At 63.0% G+C, this 1,216-nt stretch carries 1 pseudogene; it reads left to right on the top strand.

What is annotated here, in order from left to right:
- Positions 1-1,216, top strand: a pseudogene (locus QMX86_RS28075) (type IV secretion protein Rhs); the annotation flags it as partial.

The raw sequence follows: 1,216 nt of genomic DNA, 5'->3' as shown, positions 1-1,216 counted from the left end.
AATCCTGACGGCACCCGCGTGCAGTATCGCTATGACCATGCGCGGCTGTTGCTGACCGAGATTGAAAACGAATCGGGCGAAAAGTACCGACTGGATTACACGCCGACCGGATTGATCCGACAGGAAACCGGGTTTGATGGGCGGCGTACGGCTTACGTCTACGACCTCAACGGGCACCTGCTGGAGAAGACCGAGTTCGGCGAGCAGGGTTTATCGCTGGTCACCCGCTACGAGCGCGACAGGGCCGGGCGTTTACTCGTCAAAACCCTGCCCGATGGGATCAAGGTCCGCTACGACTACGACCGCCTGGGTCGGTTGATCGGTGTCGATGACGGCCAGAACCATCCGCTGGCTTTTGAGTACGACCGTCAGGACCGCTTGATCACCGAACATCAGGGCTGGGGCACTCTGCGCTACGCCTATGACGCCTGCGGCCAGCTCAAGCGCCTGCGCCTGCCGGATAACAGCAAGCTCGATTATCACTACGCCAAGGGCGGTGCGCTGTCGGCCATCGACCTTAATGGCACGCCGCTGACCCGGCATGTGTATCAGTCCGGTCGCGAACAGCAACGCCAGCAAGGTCTGCTGCTCAGCGAATATTCCTACGACGATCAGGGCCGCTTGCTCGCCCATGCTGTAGGTCATCGCCACGCCTCGCTGTACCGCCGCGATTATGCCTACAGCGCCAACGGCAATCTCGAGCACATTGCCGACAGCCGCCACGGCCAGCGCACCTATGGCTACGACGCCCTCGACCGGTTGATCCGCGTACGTCACTCACGCGACGAACTGCCCGAATCCTTCGCCCACGACCCGGCCGGCAACCTGCTGATGCAGGACCGCCCCGGCCCTGCGCAGATCAAGGGCAATCGCCTGCTGATGCAGGGCGACCGTCATTACGACTACGACGCCTTCGGCAACCTGATCCGCGAACGCCGAGGCCACGGCCAGACCCTGGTCACCGAATACCGCTACGACTGCCAGCACCGCCTGATCGGCCTGACCCGCCCGGACGGCCAGACCGCCACTTATCACTACGACGCCTTCGGCCGCCGTATCCGCAAAACCGTCGACGGCGCCGTCACCGAGTTCTTCTGGCAAGGCGAACACCTCGTCGCCGAAAGCAGCGCCACGCAATACCGCAGCTTCCTCTACGAACCCGGCACCTTCCGCCCACTCGCGATGCTCGACGGCAAAGGCCCGAAAAAAGCCTGCC

It is taken from the genome of Pseudomonas sp. PS01270 (assembly GCF_029959775.1).
In the GTDB taxonomy this organism is placed as follows: domain Bacteria; phylum Pseudomonadota; class Gammaproteobacteria; order Pseudomonadales; family Pseudomonadaceae; genus Aquipseudomonas; species Aquipseudomonas atacamensis.
The sequence above is the reverse complement of the archived record's forward strand: the minus strand, read 5'-3'. Positions and strand labels throughout refer to the sequence as shown.